Here is an 18,552-nt window from a genome sequence, read left to right as displayed (position 1 = left end):
GCTTTTACGTGGCCCTAGGTTTTTTTTGATAACTTAAAGCCCTGCTCGGCGGCGCTGCATATCTTGCTCTATGGATTGCAAGGTGTGCTTGTCTATACCGTAAAACAGCATTGCCACGCCACCTGCGAAAAATAAGATCGCCGGCAAGCCATTAAACATAAATTGAATTCCCACTAGAGCTTGCTCGGTTTGCTCTGCATTGGCGACGAAACCGAAGGCCGCCAGTATAAAGCCCGGTAAGGCTGCGCCGAGTGCGGAGCCAAATTTCAGTGAGAACATAGACGCCGATACAATCAACCCTGAAATACGCTTGCCAGTTTTCCATTCACCGTATTCGGCGCAATCTGTGTACATAGAAAATAACAGCGTAATGGTAATACCGAAGGTGAGAATCCCTAACGCATGCATACCAACGATTAGCCAGAACTGATCCGCCGGAACCAGGTAATTAGCCAGTAGTAAGGCCGCATGGAATACATTTACTACCACGACCAAGTGATGCTTGCTGAAATAACGCACCAGATAGGGCGTGATAAGTGCGCCGATTAATTGGCCAATTAAACCAAAAGACGTGATAAGCGCGGTGCGATCAAATATCCAAAAAATTACCTCGCCGTCGTCTTGCATATAGTATTTTAGGTAAAAAACGATTGAGGCAAATCGGGCAATCAGGCCGGTAACAATGCAAATACCGGCAACGATTAAGATCAACCAGGATTTATTAGTGATCATCTCACCCAAGTCGGTACGCACGCTGGCTTTGTGTGGCTCTAAACGAATGCGCTCTTTAGTGGTGGCAAAGGTTACCCAAAATAGAGCCACTGACAAAATGGCAAAGATAATCATCGTAAGACGAAAACCCAGCAACTCATCGCCCCCACCCAACCAATTTTTTAATGGCGTGGCAAACGCCGCCACTGCCAAGGTTCCGACCGAGGCCAACACAAACCGATAGGTAGTGACTTTAGTGCGCTCCTGGGCCGATGGAGAAATCACTGCGAGCAACGCCGAATACGGGACATTGATAGCGGTGTAAGCCAGCATTACCGCTGTATAGGTTACATAGGCGTAAATTAACTTGCCGGTGTCTGAAAGCTCAGGCCCTAGAAATAATATATACCCCAGAATACCGTAAGGAATGGCCACCCATAGCAAAAATGGCCGGTAGCGGCCCCAGCGGGTATTGGTGCGGTCGGCAATCAGGCCCAGGGCCGGGTCGGTAAAGGCATCCACGATTTTGGTAACCAGCATCATGGTGGCTACCGCCGCCGGTGCTAGGCCAAAGATATCGGTATAGTAGTACAATAAAAATAGGCCAAAAAAGCCCATATAAAAGTTAGAGGCCATGTCACCTAGGCCATAGCCAACTTTTTCTTTAAAGCTTAACTTTTGATGGGCATTATCTACTGCCATGGGAGTACACACTCTTATTGTTATTGCCAGCCGGAAAAAAGATCCGGCTCGGTTTTAGGCTTTTGCTTTTACTACGGCATCCATTTTTAAACTCCCCGCCATGACCTCCAAGCGTGTGGGCGCTGGTATGTCGACTTCCACCGTGCAAGTATCCAACGAGGTAATGGAATACTGGCCATGGTTCACTAAACACTCTTGTATGCCTCGGTCGCGACAGACCTCTATATGCAACACCTTTTTATTGATAGCAGGCAGCGCGTAATCGCAGGGATAGGTTTTGTCGTACTGCTCGGATACCTTAGGCCCTGTGCGTCGGTGCTGCACGCGGTAGCCTTGGTCATCTCGCTTTATCGTAAGCACAGAACACCCCGCCTCGCTTAACGCCCACTGTAAACAGCCACCTAGGCTTAGCTCTAGGCTAATTGCAGTATAGTCTGCCGCACTGTTTTGCTCCGTTGCCAATAACAGGCTTTGGCCGGCTTTCAGGTCAACGCCTTCTTGGGTTTCAAACTCCTGGCTAAAGCAGCGATGGACTTCATCGGCAAAGGCGTGCTGCACTCTTGGCCCCTGTGGGGTTTGCACCAGGGTAAATTGGCGCGGCAAACTCATCATTCCACGCCAACCATGGTGCGGCAACTGATTGGCATAAAGCCAATTACTGGCCCAGGAGATAGCCAATGTTCGCGAACCTGTTAAGCCAGACCAACTCTGCGTAGCGTAGAAATCCCGGCCGTTATCCAACATCAACACGGTGTCTGCTGGATTTTCGTTAGTAAAGGTGTGGCCGTCGAAATCGCCCACGAAGTATTGGGTAAACGAGCCGAGCGCTTCTTCACAGGCACCCACGCCCACAATCAAAACCCAGCGTGTTTGGTCACTGCCGGCGATTGGCATTGGAATCAAATCCGGACATTCCCAAGGTCCCTGGGTGTGCTTGCCTTGGCCGGCACCAAATTCACTGGCAAGCGTCCACTCGAGCAAGTTGTGGGAGCGGTAAAATTGAATACTCTGGCCGCAGGCCACCGACATAATCCAGGCTTGGCTGGCTTGGTGCCAAAAGACCTTTGGATCTCGAAAATCGCGAAAGCCGGGCGTACTGATGACCGGGTTACCGTCATACTTTTGCCAACTGCGGCCTTTATCCTGGCTGTAGGCAATGCACTGCTCTTGCACGTAGTCGGTATCACTTGGGCCGATAATGCGGTGGGCCGTGTAAAAACACACTAAGCCTTGCTTACCGTTAAACAATCCTGTGGCATCGTGCTTATCTACCACCGCACTGCCCGAAAAACACATGCCTTGATCGTCGGGCGCTAGGGCGTCCGGCAGCCGAGTCCAGTGCATTAAATCCGTGCTAATCGCGTGCCCCCAATGCATGGGGCCCCATACGACGTCATCTGGGAAATACTGATAAAAGAGGTGATATTCGCCTTCAAAATAGACCAGGCCGTTGGGATCATTCATCCAGCCGTGGGCGGGGGTAAAATGATGCTCAGGCCGGTTCGGTTTGCCGACTGCCGCAATGTGATCAGACAGAGTCATGTGTTTACTACCAAAAACGTTTAATTATTGTTTAACCACTGCTGCTTAAACCGGTTGTAAAAGCCCGCATCCATACTGGTAGCGCCCTTGAGGCCCACCACGCAGGAGGCAAAAGCTTGCGCCCGCTGCAGGATTTCTGGCATCGCCCAGCCACGCAATAAGCCCAGTAAAAACACCGAGCAGAACGCATCGCCGGCGCCGACGGTATCAACCACCGCCGTATCAGACTGCGGGCTAATGTGGGTAGGGCATTGGCCGCGCTGGTAAGCGCTAGCGCCCTTCTCCCCTTGGGTGATTAACAGGCCTGCCAGATGAGCGCTATCAAGCACCATTTCCGCAAGCTGTTTTTCCTGGGCATCTAAAGAGCTTGGCTCAACCGAAAATGTGTTGTTCAGCAGTTGGGTAAATTCATCGCCATTGAGTTTGCACCAATGGGCGCTTTGCAACAGCGAGTTGAGGTCGATATGAGCGTCCCAGGGTTTGCGCAAATTAACATCGAGCAATACCGGAACATCAGCGTTCGCCTTGAGCGCGGTCAATGCCGCTAGCGCCGCTGGGTGACGAATCCCCAGAGTGCCATGGTATAAAATCCCGCCATTGGCAAGCGCTGGCAAAGACTGCTCTTCAATAAAGTCGTAGGCTTGCTCGGGCACAATGGTGTAGCTGGCTTCGCCATTTACAACACTGACTTCCACCCGGCCGGTTGGCCGCTGATTATCAACCTGAATACCGGTGGTATCAAACCCAGAGCGCTGTAAAACCGTGATGATTTCATGGCCCAGATCATCGTCACCAATACGACTGATAAATAACGGGTTTTCGCCTAGCTGAAAAAGATTCCACGCAACATTAAATGGAGCACCTCCCAGTACACGGCTGCCATCCTCAAAACAATCGAACAGCACTTCACCAAATATGATTGGGCGCGGAGTTTCGCTTCGCATCTGTTTTATTCCTTAAAAAAAGGCCCGGCTCGGAAAACGGGTTGAGCCGGGCTCCACACAGATTAGAAGTAATAACGTAGCGACAACGACGTGGTACGGCCATTGATCGGGCGAATTCGTACAAATTCACCACCGGCAAAAGGACCGCCCTCTTCTCCCTCTGAAAAGCCTTCTTCATCCAGTAAATTATTGACGTTAAAGCTCAACGCCAAAGACTCGGTCATGTCGTAATTCCAGAACAAGTTGGTGACTATGTAGCCATCAAATTTTGCTTGGTTGCTGTCTTGAATATAGGTGTCATCGGTGCCGATGATATTCAAACCAATGTTGTGCTTAGCCGAGCTGTACGAAGGCGTGATGTTGTAAATCCATTCGGCTTGACGACGAGGCGTGTTGCCTTCGTTGGCAGGCACATTGGAGTCGGTGATTTCGGCATCGGTGTAGGTAAAACCACCGGCGATGGCAAAGCCATTACCCAACTCGTACTCGCCTTCCACTTCCAAACCGGTGGATTCGTAGGCATTTTGAATTACGGATTGTGTGGTTACCTCAAAGCCACCGGCCTCTTCGGTTTCGGCGTTAAACAAGGTAACGTACACAGAGGCATCATCGCCCTGATACTTGTAGCCAATCTCAATTTGCTCAACGATACTGTAACCAGACTCTTCATCGTTGATATCACCATTGGCCAATAAGCTACCCGTGATACGAGAAGTCGCCGTGGCGCTGCCACCTTCAGATACGCTACCAAATAACGCAGAATTTTCACCCACGGCGTAGTTAACACCCAACGACCAAGAGGTGTAACTTAAATCGTAATCGATGGGGCTAGCAGTGGCGTAGGTTAGATAACCATCGGCATCAGCAGCCCCGGAGAACGCGTAATTGCCGTCCACATTCCAAGAATCGTGGCGCAAACTGGCATCCCAGGATAACTGCTCACCAATTTCACCAGTAAGCGCTAAGTATGGCGCAATATTTTCTACTTCGTAGTCGTAGCTGCGCGAACAGCACTCACCCCAAGCAGCATGGCCGGGTACAAAACTGGCTTCGCCGTTGGGGCCAGTAGTGGCGGACAGTGCACCATTTAATTTAACAAAATAGGTGTTCCATCCCCATTGGGCATCGTAATCTTGAACGCCACGGAAAATGCCCGCTTTAACCGTCACCGCATCAAACTCTTTGCGGATATTTAAATCAGTGAAGGTGTTATCTAGGCTATCCAGTTTAGTATTGAAGTAATGAATGCGGGCGGCGGTATCGTCGTCAACATCGGTATACACCTCGGCAGGGAACGGCGATACAAACTGGCCAGAAATTTTACTGACTCTGTGCACCAAACCTACGGTGGTGGAATCATTAATGTTGTTTTCTAATTGGAAACCTACAGAGGTCACATCGGAGGAAAATCCGTGAGTAAGACTGGTGGTTTGACGGCCAGCATCGCGGTTGAGCACGTCGCCACCTTGCAGATACAAAGTACCCTCACCCAAATCCACGCCAGCGGAGCTGAAACTACCGTTACCATCGGCGACGGCGGGGATTGGCAAATACGTTGGTGCGCTGTCATCCAAACGCTTTACGTGCACTCGAACAAAGCCGTCTTCCAGCTCTTTGGTAACATTGGCTTTAATTTGGTAGCCAGATTCTATGTTGTCTGGCACATCGCGGGGGCCTTCGCCATCGCGCACATAACCGGCGACATGATATTGCCAATCTGAATTAATTGGCTTGCCATGGGCAAAGTCCAACCGGTTTGCGTCGTAATCCAAACCTGTAGTTAGCGCAACAGAACCGCCCTCTTCGCTGCCGTCATTGGAAATAAAGTTAATAATACCGCCGGGCGAGTTTGCCGCCTGGGTAGAGCCCGCGCCGCCTCGAATGGCTTGCACGGAGCGAACGCTGTGATCAAAGCGCAAAAAGCTATCTGAGGTACCAAATTCCATGTCGCCAATCAGCAACACAGGTAAACCATCTTCTTGGATTGATAAATATCGAGCGCCACCGGCACTGATTGGTAAGCCGCGCACTTTAATATTAGCGTTGGCATCACCGCCCGTAGCTTCGGCCTGAACACCGGGAAGGTTACGGAAGATTTCTGCAGTGGAACGAGGCGCGTAGTTAGCAATGTCGCTGGCACCTAGGGCTGTAACTGAGTTGGTAGCGTCTAACTTTGTGGTGGGCCGGGCTACGCCGGTAACGATGACTTCTTCCAAAGTATCGCTCGAATCCGTTTGAGCTAAAGCAGAATTGCTGTTCACTGCCATGATGGCTGTTGCCAATACTGCGAAACCACCGCCAAAAATTCGAGTTCTCATGTTCTTATCTCCAAACTATTGCTGGCTTGCGATCACCCAACAGGGCTAGCACTCACCCGTGTGTCGTCAAATTATTATTGGTAAAACCGCGAGCTGGGCCCGCTGGCTGATACTGCCGATCGCTTCCAAACAGATTTATTAGTGTGGCGTGAAATGCAACCGGTTTCACTTAATATACAACCGATTGCACAACCTTGCAACCGATTGCATTGTTGAATGCCAAAATGTAACATCAACGCCTGTGAGAGAAAGAACGACGCGCCAGTGTGTGAAATGGCTACAGGCACCGTTACACCTGGCCTAGCGGCCCATAACAACAAACGAATAAACGCCTGCGATCGGAGTAGTAACATGAAAATGTCCGACCTTGCCAAAATCGCGGGGGTGTCCAAATCCACCGTCTCTAGAGCACTGGCCAACAGCGAGCTAGTCACCGAAGAAACTCGCACCCGAATTAAAGCCCTGGCCAAAGAACATGGCTACCGCATGGACGCCCGTGCCCGTAATTTTAGAAAACGAGAAACGCTCACCATCGGCGTACTGGTGCCCATGCCCTCTAACTCCCAGGGCGAGCCCCCCGCCACCAATCCATTTGTACTGGAAATGCTAGGCGCCCTGGCCGACGAGCTGGAAAAAAAGGGCCACGAACTCCTATTTGCCAAACATTCCAACCGCGACCCGTCTTGGCTTAGAGAGTTTGTAGAAACCCGCAGCGTTGATGGCGTTATCATCCTCGGCCAAAATATTTATCACGACATCCTTAACGAAATTGCTCTAGATTATCCCAACCTTGTGGTGTGGGGCGCGCGCATGCCCGAGCAAAATTATATAACGGTGGGCTCCGACAATTATCTAGGTGGCAAGCTGGTTGCAGAACACCTACTTCAACAAGGCTGCAAGCAATTAACATTTTTAGGCAACACCACCTGCCCGGAGAGCATGCAGCGCTTTGCCGGGTTTAAAGACACCGTAGAAACACTCGTCCCCGACACTGAATTAAATGTGATTGATTGCCGAGAAAACCACAACGACGGTGGCTATCGCTTGGTATCGGAATACGTGCAAGCCAATAAACCCATGGATGGCCTATTTGCCGCCAGTGATTTATTGGCCAACCGGGCCATTCAAGCACTACGCAGCTGCCAAATTAAAGTGCCCAGTGATGTTCGGATCGTAGGCTACGATAACATTTCATCATCAGAGTTTATGACCCCAGCCCTGACCAGCATTAATCAAAACTGCAGAATTGCTGCACAAAAACTGGTGGATAAAGTATTCGCCCGCATTAACGGTAAACAGGCCGAGAGTGAACTGATTCCCACCGCGTTGATTATTCGGGAATCCACCGGGGTTAATTAGACGATTGCAACAGAATTAAACGCCCCGACACTTGTCTATAGGCCTTCAACTCTGCATTCCTTGAAGGCCAGCCCCAATGCGCATCACCGACGCAAAGCCCTCCCTCTTCGCCATTTTCGCCGCACTTGTCGCCACCTACACCGCTCTATTGCCATTGGCAGCCCAAAGCACAACCGAGCCGCCTAAATTCGACGCTTTGCTCAACGGATACACCTATCCTTATAGCGTTAAAAAATATACTTTCGAATCTCAGGGCCAAAGCTTAAAAATGTCCTATATGTTTGTCCCACCCAAAGGCAATCAGCCGGTGGTAACCCTGCTTCACGGCAAGAATTTCAACGCCGCTTACTGGCAAGAAGCCGCCGACACACTGCAAAGCTTGGGCTATGGCGTTTTAATGCCAGACCAAATCGGCTTCGGCAAATCATCTAAGCCCACGGACTATCAATACAGCTTTGCGGCGCTGGCCAACAATACCAAAGCACTGATGGATAGCTTGCAACTGAGAAGCAGTATCATATTAGGCCACTCCATGGGCGGAATGTTAGCCACCCGTTTTGCGCTACTCTTTCCCCAAGCAACGCAACAACTGATACTGGTTAACCCCATCGGATTAGAGAACTATCTGCAGTTTGTCGAATACAAAGACATCGATTTCTTTTATCAAAATCAACTCAAGCAAACACCGGAAAAAGTCGTCAGCTATCAAAAGAAAAACTACTACGCCGGTGACTGGAACGAGCGCTACGCCGCTCTAACCGAGCCGCTGATAGGCTGGATTAACGGCCCCGATTGGCCGCAATTGGCGCTGGTAAGTGCCAAAACCTACGACATGATTTTCACCGGGCCCGTGGTGGAAGAATTCAAAGATATAACGGTACCCACCACCCTAATACTGGGCACCCGAGACAGAACTGGCCCAGGCAGAAACTGGAAGAAACCGGGTGTTCAGCGTGAATTGGGGCGCTATGATTTATTGGGCGCAGACATTAAAAAGCGCAACTCAGATATTGAGGTTATTGAGCTGGAAGGTTTAGGTCATTTACCGCAAATTGAAGATTTTGAGCGATTTATTAAGGCACTCAAGAGCACACTTTAATCGGAATTTTTTAGGAAAGTTGATGGGGGAAGACCAAGGCTGAAGATCCATAATACGAGCCTATAGAACAATACAGATGCGCTAAAAAATACTGATAAATCGATACACAAACCAACCAAACGCCACTCCCGCCGCACGGTAAAAACGATCGATAACTCGGCCGAACAGTTAGTACGAGCTATAGGCCATTTCTCGATTTTAGCTTACGCCTAACCACTTCTATTCCTCTACATAAAACGTGCACCGAATTCATTTCCAACCTCTCGCACGCATGACGACAAGCACAAGCAAGAGGATACGTACCAATCACTATGGATTGCGCACCAGATAAGCTCTTGCCAGAGAATGATAATTCGATGCTTAGAGCGTCGCCAGAGGATAGAACGGACGGGGCAACGTCCTTCTCAAGATAGGTGCGGGGAGGGCAAAATGGCACATTTTGTACTACACGCACACATCTTGCGGTCATCGTAAAGCCGCGCCAATAGCGGAACTATGCTGAATTGCAGCAATTTATTCCTGCTCACTCTTGCCTCATCTTCACGATGACGGTGGTACTAAGGCCTGCCCCGAGGGCAGAAGTTTACTCTTTAATGCTCCGTGCCCACTACCTATTCAGCACAATAAGCGAATCATAGATCGACACAATAAGCGAATAGTGGTACAACATAATAAGCGAATAATAGATACGCATGATAAGCGAGAAGAACCACCATGGCGACCCCTTCCGAAAAACTGGCTGATGCCTTAGAAGCCCTTCACGACCTTCAGACAAATGGCTCAGTTGCCATACGCTCTGCCGATCTCTCGCGCACTCATCGTGAACGCCTCGTTCAAAACGGCTTCCTTGAGGAAGTTATCAAGGGCTGGTATGTGCCAGCACGCCCCGATGAAACACGCGGCGAAAGCACTGCTTGGTATGCGTCCTTTTGGCAATTTTGTGCAGCCTACCTTAATCATTTAAAAGGTGATGATTGGTGCTTATCACCTGAGCAATCTATCGCGCTCCATACTGAGAATATGACAGTACCAAAACAGCTATTGGTTCGAGCCACCAAGGCACGGAACAATGTAACAGCATTACCTCATGGCACGTCACTTCTGGATATCCGTTCTTCGCTCCCTGAACCCACTCAAGTTAACATCAAAAATGGGTTGCGCATATATAGCCTTCCTTCTGCTTTGATTGCCTGTAGCAAACAGAGCTTCGCTCAGAACCCAACCGATATGCGCGCGGCATTATCCATGATCAGTGATGCATCTGAAGTCTTGGAGCAACTGCTAGAGGGTGGGCACAGTTCTATCGCTGGCCGCTTAGCAGGAGCATTCAGGAATATTGGCCGCAATCAAATTGCCGACGATATTATGGGTACAATGCGCGCGGCTGGGTATGATTTGCGCGAAACAGACCCGTTTGAAGCTCAATCCAGCCTAAGCTTCTCGCGGCGCGAACAATCCCCATACGTCAATCGTATTCGGCTTATGTGGCAGGATATGCGGGAAACAGTGATAGAGCGCTTTCCAGCATCGCCCTCTCAAGCAGTCGATAAAACCGCATACATGCAGCACGTTGAAGATGTGTATGTGACAGACGCCTATCACTCGCTTTCTATTGAGGGATATCGCGTCACGCCAGATTTGATCAACCGCGTTCGCACTGGAGACTGGAATCCAGAACAACATGCCGATGATAAAGAGCGGCTAAATTCTTTGGCCGCCCGAGGCTATTGGCAGGCTTATCAAGCCGTGCGCAAGAGCATAGAGCAAATACTCGATGGGCATAATGCAGGGGAAGTCGTCGACAACGATCATCGTGTATGGTATCGCGAAATGTTTGCACCCGGAGTGACGGCTGGTATTCACAAGCCTGCTGATCTTGCTGGTTATCGGAATGCGCCTGTTTTTATCCGTGGTTCCATGCACACGCCGCCAAGCCGAGAGGCTGTGCGCGATGCAATGCCAGCGTTTTTTGAGTTGCTGCAAGCCGAAGAGAATGCCGCTGTGCGTGTTGTGCTAGGGCATTTTATCTTTGTTTATATTCATCCCTATATGGATGGCAATGGCCGCACGGGGCGTTTTTTGATGAATGCGATGCTTGCGAGTGGTGGCTACCCTTGGACGATTGTGCCGCTGGAAAAGCGCAATGATTACATGGCTGCTTTGGAAGAAGCGAGCACAAATCAAAACATAGAGCCTTTTACAAAATTCTTAGGTTCACTTGTTCAAGGCGCACTGGACGGTAAAGCAGAGCCGTCAATTCCGAGCGATTAACGAATAATTAAGATACAACACGTATGATATTAATAGTTACGTGGCTTAATTCTGAGAAAGCGATTACCTGTTACCAACAGGCGCGTAGCTAATTTTCAAACATGGGTGCAAGGAAGCGATGCAGCATATGGCTGTTACCGCTTCCTTTAAAAAGGAAAGCTGAAACATGGGTCCCGAAAATGTCACTTCTTGATAGCTAACATCCACAACTAGTTTAACGTCACTTCTTTCTAAAATGGCTAATGATGTATCTGGGTAGCCCTCTGTTTTGTTGGATGGGACGCCATGCCTAAATAGACTTTTCCATGGAGATGAAAGATCATTATTTGAAAAATAATGATCTTGTGTAATCCATGAGCAACTTGAGATTAATAGACAAGCGATAATTGCGCTGAATAAAAGTAATTTGTGGGTCGTCATAGTGTGGCCTATAGCTCAAAAGCTCTCGGTATTAGTGCGGAGTTCTAACTCCCAAGTCCAAGCACTACGTTCTTGCTCTGACACATAAAGATAGGTTTTCGCAATTTCATCCGGATTTAGTGTGATTGCTGTATCATCATAAGGGGCTCCCCTGCCGGCAGAGTAAATAAGGCCGTCAATGATAAAGTGCGCAACGTGTACGTTTTGAGGTGCGAGTTCTCTTGCCAGGCTCTGACACAACCCTCGAAGCGCAAATTTACCCATCGCAAATGGGGCCGATTGAGAGAAGCCTTTAACACCCGCTGAGGCACCGGTAAATAGCATTGCTCCTCGTCCATTTTTAAGCATCCGTTTGGCGGCTTGCTGTGCTACCAATAAGGCCCCAAAACTATTAATCATTAACGTCTCTTTTGTAAGATCTGTATCAATTTCGGTAATAGGGCCTCTGGTATACGCTCCCGCATTGTAGATTACGGTATCGAGCGTAAAATTGTGGTTATCTAACTCTTCAAAGAGAGTGTGTACATCACTTTTCTCGCATACATCACAGGTGAATAGTTGTGCGCCTATTTCATCGGCAAGCTCTTGGAGTTTTACAGTATTGCGCGCGGCAAGAGAAACCGAGTATCCCGCCTTTCTGAAGCATCTAGCTAGCGAAGCGCTTAAACCAGCTCCTGCTCCAACAATGAGTACATTTGGCATAGCTAAACTCCTGAAAATATGTATTTGGCGGTTGTTGACTTGCTCGGTTTCTCATACGCACTCTCTGAATTACCAGGCAGTGCTTCTCGTCGTGTTACTTTCGTTCATTGAGAACTTCCTTTAGAGCATTTGTTGCGTTTGCCATCGAAGGAAAGCCTGAGTAAGCTCCCACCAAAATAATAATGTCGGCAATCTCTCTTGAGTGGATTCCAAGGTTTAGTGCACCCTGCATATGAAGCTTCAATTGGTTGGTTGCGCCCATTGCGGTGAGCGCCGCAATCGTGATCATTTCTCGCGTTTGGTAGTCTAGCGCTGGTCTCGATAATATGTCGCCAAACGCATATTCAATAACATGTTTGGCAAAGTTAGGCGAAACATCTTTATATGCGTCCTGAAGTGCTTTAGCCTCTATGACCTGCAATTTCTCAAGCTGATTAGAGCCAATCTCTAGCCTAGATTTTTCTGTTTTTTGCTTAGATGCTAAGCGTGGGCTTGTTACATCTGTTATCACTGCTGTCCCATAAACATTAGGTAAATTGCAGTTGGGTTTGTAGTTGAGGGTCTAATGGCTTCGGAGGGTCACCCCTCAGAAGATCTACCAAGCCTCGCCGTTCAAATAAATTGAGCTGGAGCAACCGCAAAATCTGCTGGAGACTCGAGTTCAACTTGTTACAAAACTTGATATATGCCAAGAGCAAATACATGCATACGGCAATCCAAACCTGTGTTAACACCGCATTCTTGGACGTACCCAAAAACGTTTTGATCTTTAAGTTTTGTTTGATCCATTTAAAGAACAGCTCGATCTGCCAGCGTGATTTATAGATATTGGCGATTGTACTGGCAGCCAGTTTGAAATTGTTGGTCAGGAAGACATAGTGTTTCCCCGTGCCGGGATCGCGGAAGCCGATACGGCGTAACGCGATCGGACAATCGGCGGCTTTACTGCCTTTGATTTTAATCGTTTGATCGGAGGTAAGCCCTGATTTTTTGGTAACAGAACGGCGCTCGATAACGTCGAAAGTGGCGTTGGATTTTTGCCGAGTAACAAAGAAAATATCGTTATTATCCAGTAAGTTATACCATTTGCAGTCGGTATATCCGCGATCGAAGACGACGATACTTTGTTTTGGGAGTTTGAGCGTACGACCGACGGTGACATCGTGGGCTTTGCCATCCGTGACGGTCATAAATGTTGGCAGGTAGCCGCTGTGATCCAGACCAACATGTAGCTTAATCGCGCCTTTGGTGGAGCGAAAGGTTGCCCAAGGGAAAACGTCCAAGCAGAGATCAATGGTGGAAGCGTCAAGGGAGTAAAGCTTGTTCTTGAAGCGAAAGCCATGCTTGGGTGCTAATCCCTGGCAGCGAGCGAGTAACTTGCCGAACAATGCTTCGTACAGCGTGTGTGGCTGTTGCTCATTCACCCGGGCAAGCGAAGAACGACTGACTGTTGAGGCACCGAGATGGTAAAGCTTACTGGCTTGAGCGGAAACATTCGTGACGATGTCGCGCAGGCTGCTGCGACCGGAGAGCTGACCGAGGCCCAAGGCAACAAATTGCGACCAGCGAGACATTTTGCGCAGCTTGCGACCTTGATGATGTTGATTGGCTAACGTCTCAAATTCATGTCTCGGGATAAATTTTAGCAATTGTGAGAAAATCGTATTATGATGTGCCAAGGCTTAAATCTCCGGGTTTTACAGTGTTTGTTCGCACTTTCATTGTACCAACTTGTTGAGATTTAAGCCTTTTTTGTTTCATGTTTATGGGGCAGCAGTGATCTGTTATACCTCTTTGTTTACGCCGATCTAACACTTCTTTTAGTGTATTCATTCCATTTACAGAAGATGGCAAGCCCGAATAAACGGACATTTGCAGCATCACCTCCTGCATTTCTAAAGCTGTCCAATCCGAATTTAGCGCACCATTAATATGAACGCTTAACTCAGTTGTCTTATCACCCATTGCGATCAACCCAGCCACCAATACCAGTTCTCTATTCTTAGGCGAAAGATTTATGGATTCATAAACTTCGCCGTAAAGAAAACTGATAAAGTGATCAGCCAGAGCGGAAGGCATGCCATTTGTTAAGGGCTTACCTTCCGTGTTTGGGGAAACTTTTTTTAGGTTCTGCAAACCTCGCTTGTACAAATCCATATCAATACTCTCCTTGGCGGGGAGTGGCTCTGCACCTGCTGCCATTCCCGATACCAGGAAACTTGCAATGAATATAAATGCCAAACGGCTTTTTCGATCAGTCATTTTATTAACAATCCACATAGGTAAGCGGGGCAATAGCAAGGCCATTGGAGAACTAAAACTGTGCCGAAGTTACCGAAGAGGATGCGAGCATCTTTGTTACTTCAACGGGTTTTTCTAACCACTCTTCATATTGAGCAAAAACAGCTTTGGTATAGTCTTGCTCATAATGCAGCATCAAAGCTTGTTCATCTTCAAAACATTCGAAAAGGTGAAGCGTCCCATTACCTTCCTTATTTTTCATGAGAGTAAAGACATGACAGCCCGGCTCATTGAGTGTTTGGGGAATAATGGATTCAAGGGCGGCTAAGCCTTCGTCGTAGTATTCGGGCTTTAAGGTGATGGTTGCCGAAACAAACAATCTGTTATCCTGTGCTTCTATGCCTGCCATCGGCAAAAATGAACGAATGAACTCGGCTTGTACTGGCGCAACTCGTGTGTTGATCTGGTCAACACCCATATTATGGCCTACTGTCGTACGTATTGGCCGCTCGCCTTCCATATCGACAAGTTCCGCAAGCTGATCTGCGACATTTTGTGCGTCGGTACTTTTATCCCCTTGTGCAAATACGCCTTGGAACATGTCCACAATATTCGCTGGCGCTTTAGCGATATCACCATATGACTCAATGCACCGGGTATCGGATGGAGCGGGAGGGCTTTGGATCAGATCAGTACCATGACCGCCAGGCTCAACGATTATGGACTCCACGCCAAAGCTGGCGAGTTCATAATGCATAGATTCTGCCATAGCCTCTAGTGCCCATTTGCTCGCGCAATACAACCCAAAGAAGGGCATCGCAAGCCGACCGGAACTTGAACTTATATGGATTAGAAGCCCTGATTTTCGTTCGCGCATGTGCGGGAGAACGGCTCTACAGGTGCGAGCAACACCGACAACGTTAACATCTAAGCATGCTGAAACCTGCTCAGGCGTATAAGCCTCTGTGATGCCACATGGCATAATGCCCGCGTTATTAATAAGCACATCAATATCTAAACGTTCTTCCAAAGCTTGTATCGCGGAATCTACGGAATCTTCGGACGTAACATCCAGCTCTACTACCTCCAGAGAATGACCATGCTCTGCCGCCCAGCCAGCAAGCTCGGTAGCAATAGCCGCATTATGTCCTTTAATATCTCGCATAGATGCAATGACATGATGGCCTCCTTTGGCAAGTGTTTTGGCTGTCAAGTAACCAATTCCTCGGCTTGCTCCGGTGATTAATATGTTTTTACTCATTTGCGTGTTCCTTTCTTAATGTTAAATATGGTTTTTTCAAAGAGTTGAAGAGGGGCTTCGCTACGCTCAGCTTTCATGCGCACCAATGCGCCACTCCAGGCGTTCATAAGCCAATCCGCAGCTTCTGTATTGCTTAGGTGGCCTAAACCAATATCGCCAAGCTGAATATGCGCTAAACATTGTGCGACTTCCGATGAGAGCTCCACCCAATGTTTTTTGAGTATTTTCTGAAACTCATCATTTGTGTCTGCTAACTCAGTTGATAGGTTGCACATCAGGCAACCTTCCGCGTAATTGCGAGCTTTAAATTCTTCGCTAGCGCCTCTAAAGAAAGCTTCCAGGCGAGCTATAGGAGTGAGGGTTTGATCATTTAATACCTGGTTTGCGCCCTCTATTTGCAAGCCGTGATAGTACTGGGCTACTTCTAGACCGAACGCCTCTTTACTTTTGAAATAGTGGTAAAAAGAACCTCTCGGTACGCCGCTTTTTTTAAGAACGTCGTTAATGCCAATACCTGAGAAACTCTCAGAGCGTATGAGTGACATTCCTGTTTCCAGTAAGCGCGTTTTTGCGTCGTCGTAGTTTTTTATATCTCGTGTTCTAGCCATCTGTTTTGATCATCATTTGTTAGGTTAAATTGGGAAAGTATCGATAATCCTAATGTCAGATCTGTGTCATGCCACCGTCAGTAACCAGTTCAGCCCCAGCCACAAAAGAAGAGTCCGATGAAGCGAGAAATAGTGCAGCTGCTGCTATTTCGTCCGGCTGTCCAATTCGCTTAAGCGGGATCTGGGACGCTTGCAGCGCCTGAAAATCGCCGATCTCTTCCTCTGACAGACCCGTTCGGCTGTACGCCGCTGTCATGACTGGATCAGGAGTAAGAACATTTACACGTATTTTTCGAGGTGCGAGTTCCTGGGTTAAAGTTCGGGCAAGTGCTCTTACAGCAGCTTTGGCTGAGCCGTAGACACTCATGCCCGGTACAGCTCGGCAGTTAGCACTTGATGATACGATAATGGCCGCTCCACTATCGTTCATACATGGAGCCGCCTTTTGAAGTGTAAAAAATACGCCTTTGAAATTAACATCACTCTGATAAATAAAGTCTTCTTCTGTAACCTCCAGAAATGGCTGCATTATGGCTCCTCCCGCGTTAGCTACAACAATGTCGATGGTGCCGAAGTGGTTCCGTGTTTTCCTAAACAATGTCTCAAGGTCTTCCTGAGAACAGGCATCGCCTTTTATAAACATGCTTTCCCCAGCAAGAGCTATGTCTGCGTCCTTCAGGGACTCTGCATCGCGACCAAATATAACGACCTTAGCGCCATGATCAGAAAACATCTTTGCTATCGAAAAACCAATACCGCTATTCCCGCCTGTTACTACGGCTACCTTACCCTCTAATTTTTTCATTTCCTTAGCCTCACGCTCATTACGTTGTAGTCGAAAAAGTCGATAAGACAGATGAGCAGTCCGACTTTTGTTATTTATTATTAGACCGTTCTACTATTAATGTCAAGGCAATGTCCCGTTGAATGAAACGCTACTCTAGCTTACTCCGTCTAAAAGGTAGGGTTTTGAGGCATTACGACGCTTATATGTCTAAGCGTCAAAAACACAAATACGGGACTAAGAATTGAGTTTTTCTAGAATGAACATGTGATAGCCAAACTCATGACCAAATTGAGTGCAAATATTCACCTCATTTTGTACATCCTTGAATGCGGAGCTATCTGCCAAATCCCTTTCTAGCTCGCTTAGTCGCTTCCCCAATGGCGTATAGTAGTTTAACCATGCGCTTTCGCTTTGTGGGAAGTGATCAATGACCTGATAACCGGCTTTTTTCATTTGATTAATTCTGGTCTGAACCAGTTGAATATCCGGATATTCTTGTTCCCAAAACTCAATTGACTCACAGCTCGGAGTCGATGTTCGCCAGACCATATCGCTGAGCATTAAATACCCGTGCTTTCTAAGTACAGAACGCCATTGCGCCAATGCATTTTCCACTCCGATTATATAGGCACTTCCTTCCGCCCATAGAAGGTCAAAACTGTTTTTTGGAAAAGGAAGCTCCGTCATGCCTGCACAAACCGTGCTGAGTTGGTCAACCAGACATTGTTGCGCAAAGCGCTGCTCCAGCCTATCAAGAGCTGATTGCTCATTATCCAAGGCTGTAATCTCTGCGTTACTACATTTTGCCAATACTTCAGCAGAAAGCCCTTTACCGCAACCGATCTCCAGAATGGATTCTGGCAATTTTGGTACAGCGAGCAATGCTTTTTTGGTATCTTCCTCACTACCTGGACCCCATCGCTCTAGTGTTTCAAAAATCTTCATGAAATCGTTCATATATAAGTCGTGTTCGTTCATATTCTTTGATAACCACTTCAGTTGTAGAGCTTCTTTATCGCTAAAACCCTGAGTTAATAACCACTCTAAATGAGCATCAGGTGCCCGCTTATTTAAGTCTTCGTGCCACGCTTTGGTGTCACCTTCACCGATTAAGGCCACAAGCAACTTTTTAGACTGCTGTTTTTGCTCAATCTCTTTATCAAGTACTGTTACACGCTCCATCAATAGCGCTTTATTAACTTTTTCCTCAAGGCATGCTTTACATTCCTTCAGTGTCAAACCACCAGATTGCAATTTTTGGATCAACAAGATTCGCTGTAAATCTTTCTCTGTATATACTCGATAGCCATTCGGCTGTCTGTCGCCAGAGATCAATCTAATCTTTTCATAGTAAAGAAGAGTGGTTCTTGATAATTCAACTTTTCTTGCAAGTTCTGATATTTTGTACAGAGCGTTAAACCTTCTTAGAATTGACTGTGAGTGATCTTAAACTGTAAAGCAGTAGACAGGTCAATGGGTATAAATGAGTCCTAGCAAGAAAGTTAGCGCTTATGAAGCGCTAACCAATGACATAGATTGAAACCGTTACAGTTTTTGACCTTTCCCCGAAAAATAGAACCATGACGT

Annotated in this window: 15 protein-coding genes; 3 read left to right on the top strand and 12 right to left on the bottom strand. The window is 47.8% G+C overall.

Annotated elements, in window-relative coordinates:
* Window positions 1–33 precede the first annotated feature (33 nt).
* The 4 genes from ACGHM3_RS06180 to ACGHM3_RS06165 form a co-directional block, all read right to left on the bottom strand.
* Window positions 34–1,413: an MFS transporter gene (locus ACGHM3_RS06180; protein WP_345427272.1), complete on the bottom strand. Its 1,380-nt coding sequence runs from the start codon at window positions 1,411–1,413 to the stop codon at window positions 34–36.
* A 54-nt stretch (window positions 1,414–1,467) separates the two neighbouring features.
* Window positions 1,468–2,955 carry a glycoside hydrolase family 32 protein gene (locus tag ACGHM3_RS06175; protein WP_345427270.1) on the bottom strand — a complete coding sequence of 496 codons (1,488 nt, stop codon included), beginning with the start codon at window positions 2,953–2,955 and terminating at the stop codon, window positions 1,468–1,470.
* A 20-nt stretch (window positions 2,956–2,975) separates the two neighbouring features.
* A complete protein-coding gene (locus ACGHM3_RS06170) occupies window positions 2,976–3,899 on the bottom strand; it encodes a PfkB family carbohydrate kinase (RefSeq protein WP_345427268.1) in 924 nt (307 codons plus the stop codon).
* 62 nt (window positions 3,900–3,961) lie between these two features.
* Window positions 3,962–6,217 carry a TonB-dependent receptor domain-containing protein gene (locus ACGHM3_RS06165; protein WP_345427266.1) on the bottom strand — a complete coding sequence of 752 codons (2,256 nt, stop codon included), beginning with the start codon at window positions 6,215–6,217 and terminating at the stop codon, window positions 3,962–3,964.
* Window positions 6,218–6,568: 351 nt separating this feature from the next.
* Here ACGHM3_RS06165 and ACGHM3_RS06160 point away from each other — a divergent pair, with 351 nt between their 5' ends.
* The 3 genes from ACGHM3_RS06160 (at window position 6,569) to ACGHM3_RS06150 (ending at window position 10,946) form a co-directional block, all read left to right on the top strand.
* On the top strand, window positions 6,569–7,576 hold the full coding sequence (locus tag ACGHM3_RS06160) for a LacI family DNA-binding transcriptional regulator (protein WP_345427264.1): 1,008 nt from the start codon (window positions 6,569–6,571) through the stop codon (window positions 7,574–7,576).
* 76 nt (window positions 7,577–7,652) lie between these two features.
* Window positions 7,653–8,675: an alpha/beta hydrolase gene (locus ACGHM3_RS06155; protein ID WP_345427262.1), complete on the top strand. Its 1,023-nt coding sequence runs from the start codon at window positions 7,653–7,655 to the stop codon at window positions 8,673–8,675.
* A 714-nt stretch (window positions 8,676–9,389) separates the two neighbouring features.
* Window positions 9,390–10,946 carry a Fic family protein gene (locus ACGHM3_RS06150; protein WP_345427260.1) on the top strand — a complete coding sequence of 519 codons (1,557 nt, stop codon included), beginning with the start codon at window positions 9,390–9,392 and terminating at the stop codon, window positions 10,944–10,946.
* Window positions 10,947–11,381: 435 nt separating this feature from the next.
* Here the strand turns inward: ACGHM3_RS06150 and ACGHM3_RS06145 are convergent, their stop codons facing one another.
* The 8 genes from ACGHM3_RS06145 to ACGHM3_RS06110 all read right to left on the bottom strand — a co-directional run bounded on the left by ACGHM3_RS06145 (window position 11,382) and on the right by ACGHM3_RS06110 (window position 18,375).
* Entirely contained in the window at window positions 11,382–12,068 is a 687-nt protein-coding gene (locus ACGHM3_RS06145; protein ID WP_345427258.1) for an SDR family NAD(P)-dependent oxidoreductase, read from the bottom strand.
* Between the two features lie 94 nt (window positions 12,069–12,162).
* Window positions 12,163–12,579 carry a carboxymuconolactone decarboxylase family protein gene (locus ACGHM3_RS06140; RefSeq protein ID WP_345427256.1) on the bottom strand — a complete coding sequence of 139 codons (417 nt, stop codon included), beginning with the start codon at window positions 12,577–12,579 and terminating at the stop codon, window positions 12,163–12,165.
* A 16-nt stretch (window positions 12,580–12,595) separates the two neighbouring features.
* Window positions 12,596–13,747: an IS4 family transposase gene (locus ACGHM3_RS06135; protein ID WP_345427254.1), complete on the bottom strand. Its 1,152-nt coding sequence runs from the start codon at window positions 13,745–13,747 to the stop codon at window positions 12,596–12,598.
* Window positions 13,734–14,330 carry a carboxymuconolactone decarboxylase family protein gene (locus ACGHM3_RS06130; protein ID WP_345427252.1) on the bottom strand — a complete coding sequence of 199 codons (597 nt, stop codon included), beginning with the start codon at window positions 14,328–14,330 and terminating at the stop codon, window positions 13,734–13,736. Before ACGHM3_RS06130 ends, ACGHM3_RS06135 begins: the two co-directional genes overlap by 14 nt.
* 52 nt (window positions 14,331–14,382) lie before the next feature.
* Window positions 14,383–15,570, bottom strand: a complete 1,188-nt coding sequence (locus ACGHM3_RS06125; RefSeq protein ID WP_345427250.1) for an SDR family NAD(P)-dependent oxidoreductase — start codon at window positions 15,568–15,570, stop codon at window positions 14,383–14,385.
* Complete coding sequence (locus tag ACGHM3_RS06120; protein ID WP_345427248.1) at window positions 15,567–16,178, bottom strand: TetR family transcriptional regulator C-terminal domain-containing protein; 612 nt, start codon at window positions 16,176–16,178, stop codon at window positions 15,567–15,569. The genes ACGHM3_RS06125 and ACGHM3_RS06120 overlap by 4 nt, the downstream gene beginning before the upstream one ends.
* A 55-nt stretch (window positions 16,179–16,233) precedes the next feature.
* Window positions 16,234–16,983: a glucose 1-dehydrogenase gene (locus tag ACGHM3_RS06115; protein WP_345427247.1), complete on the bottom strand. Its 750-nt coding sequence runs from the start codon at window positions 16,981–16,983 to the stop codon at window positions 16,234–16,236.
* Between the two features lie 216 nt (window positions 16,984–17,199).
* On the bottom strand, window positions 17,200–18,375 hold the full coding sequence (locus tag ACGHM3_RS06110; RefSeq protein ID WP_345427448.1) for a MerR family transcriptional regulator: 1,176 nt from the start codon (window positions 18,373–18,375) through the stop codon (window positions 17,200–17,202).
* Between the last annotated feature and the right edge of the window lie 177 nt (window positions 18,376–18,552).

Source organism: Halioxenophilus aromaticivorans, from assembly GCF_042850945.1.
Classification (GTDB): Bacteria; Pseudomonadota; Gammaproteobacteria; order Pseudomonadales; family Cellvibrionaceae; genus Halioxenophilus; species Halioxenophilus aromaticivorans.
This window is presented reverse-complemented; position numbering and strand designations above follow the sequence as displayed.

What these genes read in the sequence shown, in the direction of transcription:
- ACGHM3_RS06180 (WP_345427272.1), bottom strand. Translation starts at nt 1,413, where the DNA reads ATGGCAGTAGATAATGCCCATCAAAAGTTAAGCTTTAAAGAAAAAGTT.
- ACGHM3_RS06145 (WP_345427258.1), bottom strand. Translation starts at nt 12,068, where the DNA reads ATGCCAAATGTACTCATTGTTGGAGCAGGAGCTGGTTTAAGCGCTTCG.
- ACGHM3_RS06125 (WP_345427250.1), bottom strand. Translation starts at nt 15,570, where the DNA reads ATGAGTAAAAACATATTAATCACCGGAGCAAGCCGAGGAATTGGTTAC.
- ACGHM3_RS06175 (WP_345427270.1), bottom strand. Translation starts at nt 2,955, where the DNA reads ATGACTCTGTCTGATCACATTGCGGCAGTCGGCAAACCGAACCGGCCT.
- ACGHM3_RS06130 (WP_345427252.1), bottom strand. Translation starts at nt 14,330, where the DNA reads ATGACTGATCGAAAAAGCCGTTTGGCATTTATATTCATTGCAAGTTTC.
- ACGHM3_RS06155 (WP_345427262.1), top strand. Translation starts at nt 7,653, where the DNA reads ATGCGCATCACCGACGCAAAGCCCTCCCTCTTCGCCATTTTCGCCGCA.
- ACGHM3_RS06120 (WP_345427248.1), bottom strand. Translation starts at nt 16,178, where the DNA reads ATGGCTAGAACACGAGATATAAAAAACTACGACGACGCAAAAACGCGC.
- ACGHM3_RS06115 (WP_345427247.1), bottom strand. Translation starts at nt 16,983, where the DNA reads ATGAAAAAATTAGAGGGTAAGGTAGCCGTAGTAACAGGCGGGAATAGC.
- ACGHM3_RS06160 (WP_345427264.1), top strand. Translation starts at nt 6,569, where the DNA reads ATGAAAATGTCCGACCTTGCCAAAATCGCGGGGGTGTCCAAATCCACC.
- ACGHM3_RS06165 (WP_345427266.1), bottom strand. Translation starts at nt 6,217, where the DNA reads ATGAGAACTCGAATTTTTGGCGGTGGTTTCGCAGTATTGGCAACAGCC.
- ACGHM3_RS06150 (WP_345427260.1), top strand. Translation starts at nt 9,390, where the DNA reads ATGGCGACCCCTTCCGAAAAACTGGCTGATGCCTTAGAAGCCCTTCAC.
- ACGHM3_RS06170 (WP_345427268.1), bottom strand. Translation starts at nt 3,899, where the DNA reads ATGCGAAGCGAAACTCCGCGCCCAATCATATTTGGTGAAGTGCTGTTC.